Genomic DNA, 2,910 nt, shown 5'->3' with positions numbered 1-2,910 from the left:
TCGATCGGCTGCGTCGCCAGAACATGAATGGGCTTCGTGTCCTCTGTCGTCAGCGCATAGTGGGGCAGATGCAGATGGAAGTTGAACGTGGTCACTCCATTCAGCAAACCCAGTTTGTCGAGATCCTTGTGGACGGTCAGGGGTGCGATCTGGTTGCTTCCTTGTACGACGGCAGGCCGGAGTCCAAACTGATTAAGTACGGGCACTTCGAGTTCTTTCATCAGCGATCGCGTGTACTGACCGAAGCGCTGCTGGCGCGGCACGAGTTCGTCGCCATGATGCTTATACTCCATCTGGCGCTGCTGCATGTCGCTCGTGAAACCCACGTCATGATGCGGCGCAAGGAGCAGGCACGTACCTTCCCGCTTAAGCCACTCCCGGATCGCGTCGATTTCTCCCTTTTCGGCCTCTTGCTCGGATACGAGGTGATCCAGACCGAACACCATCAATGTATCCGTGTCTACCAGAATTCTTTCATCAATCAGGAGTTTGTAACCTGCCTGGTCAATGCGTTGGTAAACGGCGACCGGCTGCCCAGTAATCTCGCCCACGATTTGCTGAAAATCGATGGTTGATCGGTGGAATAGCTCCAGAGTACCAGCGATGCCCTGCAAGAAATTCATCTTATCCCACTCAGATCCCTCAAAGTTCGGCCAGCCGACCCGACGGACTTCGGTCATCGTCGAAAACCGGTTATCCAATTCGGTCAGATCTCGGTTGGCTTCCCAAGGATAACTCCACGTCCAGTAAATGCTGAACCGACGTTTGTTCGGCGTGTACGGTCGCGGCACATGGTTCTGGTTGTACGTTCGCCCAACTCGATTGAGCTTGCTCATTTTCACCACCATTCCTTTTATTTGATCGGATTCTAAAGTTACCTGCCACTGCTCAGTGACGCCAGGTACCAAAGTGCCTTCAGTCCGGGCAGAAAGAAGTAAGCCCCGCCCCGAACCGTGGTGAATGCCGGAATGCCCTTGATGGTTTTCCGGATTGGCCGCTTCGGGATCTTGAAGTCAAGGGTGCCGTCCTGCGTGCCGATAATCGGATCGCGCTCGTTGCCGAGTTCGTGGAAGTTCTTGTCATTCACCCACACGTTCTGCGCGAACTCAAACTGACGAATCAGGCTCGCGCAGATCACGAAGGCAGCAATGCCACGCTCTATCCCGTCTTCCGGCGCATCCTCCGGGAGTGGCGGCCCGTAGGTTGCCCCACGACGGATCATCCGCCGCCGGTTCATGTTCGCCCCTGTATCACGAGGATTCAGGCGACGGATATGGGAGCCGAGGGGTACGGCATAGCCATGCGGGTCCATAGTCGCATAGCTGAAGTCGTTGTTCCGCTGCATATCCACGGCAAGTGCTGGATCGTCCTTGTCTGGGGACAGCACCAGCGGTGCGCCGCTGCGCCAGCGGCCCATCAACTTTGCTGCCACAAGTTCCTGCTCTTCCGGCGTCTGACCGTGCTGGCGGAGGAAGTCACGAAACTCGATGATATGCTCCTGTAGGCGTCGATAGGCCATGTAGCTACCGTTCCGAGAGAGGATCTCAGGTTGTGGCAGATTGGCTGGGGAACCGTATTCGTCTGGGTAGCCCAGGATGAACTCGCCCGCCTTCAGCGGCGCACCGGAGCCGGGCGTCGGCTCTTCGCCCGATCCTTCGATGACTGGCTGCGAGAGCCGATCGCGGTAGCCGAAGTGGTCGTGTGCATAGTTGAAAGGCGGCGTTGCCTCCAGATCCAATGCCGAGAGCACTTCCACTCCCTCGCACTGCGCGACCAGTTGCTGGTGCTCCGCCTTGCAGCGATCGCGCTCTGCGTTATCGCGGGCAAAGAGAATCACAATTGCATGGAGATCCGGGCTAGCCAGACCTCCCACCCAATTGTCAGGATGATTCGCGCCGATGTCGCCGAGGATCTCCGCACGGGCCACCATGCCCTGCTTGAACTCCTCAGGAAACGTATCCAGCGATGCCTCATCCATACCCAGCGCCCGCAGGCCGTTCCAGGTGAAGGCCACGCTCACCCATCGGTTGTCCTGTTCGACCGAAGCACGAACCTCCGCAGACGACTGTACCTTTTCAAGAATGGCAGCTAGCCATGCTCGTCCACCAGCAGGGTTCCGGAACGATAGAAATTCATACCGTCCGGTGAGCGCAGGCACACGAGTCAACAGAATGTACTGAATGTCGTCAAACTCAAGCATATCAAGTCCTCCTGAGGGATTACTGCATCTGGTCAAGCATGTCGGAGAATGCCGCCTTGAGTTTGAGGGCTTTCTTGATTTCGTCGGAACTTACGTAGGGATACTCTCCGTATTCGAGGAAGCTTGGACACTGGTGCTCGCGGACGAATTGGATGAACGCCGGTGTGTTCGTCTTCCAGTCCTCCGGAAATCCCTCAAGATTCTCAAAAACAGTATTGATACCGTACTGTGAAAAGAGCGCAACGGCATCCTCAGTGTATTTATCGAAGTCTGTGTCAAAAATGCCCTGGTACATGAAGTATGTCTCCTTGCCGATGTCAAACAGCACCCAGCGCAGGTAATGCAGCTTGAGCACAGCCAGACCGTCCGGCAAATCGGCGATGGTCTTCTCGAGCGTCTTCCCATATTCGCGGATGGTCTCCTCCGTACCAGGCTTGATTTTTGCGATGATCGTGAAGCCGTAGCACGCGGGAGTTTTGGGAAAAATCGGGCCGTATCTTCCCTGCTCCTGTTTGAAGACTCCTCCCTTTGGGATCGCCATAGCGGCGGGTTTCGTCCAATCGTTCTGCATATCAATCTTCCTTTCTTAGGTGGTGTTATTAAACTGTTGTTAGACGTTTAAGCCAAACTCGTAGCGATTGATAAAGAGCCCAATAACCAAGTCATGCATTTCCTCAGTCTTAGAAAGGTAAATTGTCTTTCTAGCCAGT

3 protein-coding genes are annotated in these 2,910 nt (G+C 55.2%); all 3 read right to left on the bottom strand.

Going from position 1 to position 2,910, the window contains the following annotated elements; genetic code table 11:
* The coding region (locus A4S05_RS22385; RefSeq protein ID WP_069072002.1) for a hypothetical protein at nt 1–836 on the bottom strand (836 nt) is incomplete at its 3' end.
* Nucleotides 837–874: 38 nt separating this feature from the next.
* Nucleotides 875–2,200, bottom strand: a complete 1,326-nt coding sequence (locus A4S05_RS22380) for a Dyp-type peroxidase (RefSeq protein ID WP_069071999.1) — start codon at nt 2,198–2,200, stop codon at nt 875–877.
* A 19-nt stretch (nt 2,201–2,219) separates the two neighbouring features.
* Nucleotides 2,220–2,771: a hypothetical protein gene (locus A4S05_RS22375; protein ID WP_069071998.1), complete on the bottom strand. Its 552-nt coding sequence runs from the start codon at nt 2,769–2,771 to the stop codon at nt 2,220–2,222.
* Nucleotides 2,772–2,910 lie beyond the last annotated feature (139 nt).

Source organism: Nostoc sp. KVJ20 (assembly GCF_001712795.1).
Lineage (GTDB): Bacteria > Cyanobacteriota > Cyanobacteriia > Cyanobacteriales > Nostocaceae > Nostoc.
Note: the sequence above shows the minus strand (reverse complement) of the source record. Positions and strands in the feature narration are given on the sequence as shown.

Coding starts and splice junctions, on each gene's coding strand:
- A4S05_RS22380 (WP_069071999.1), bottom strand. CDS start 2,200: ATGCTTGAGTTTGACGACATTCAGTACATTCTGTTGACTCGTGTGCCT.
- A4S05_RS22375 (WP_069071998.1), bottom strand. CDS start 2,771: ATGCAGAACGATTGGACGAAACCCGCCGCTATGGCGATCCCAAAGGGA.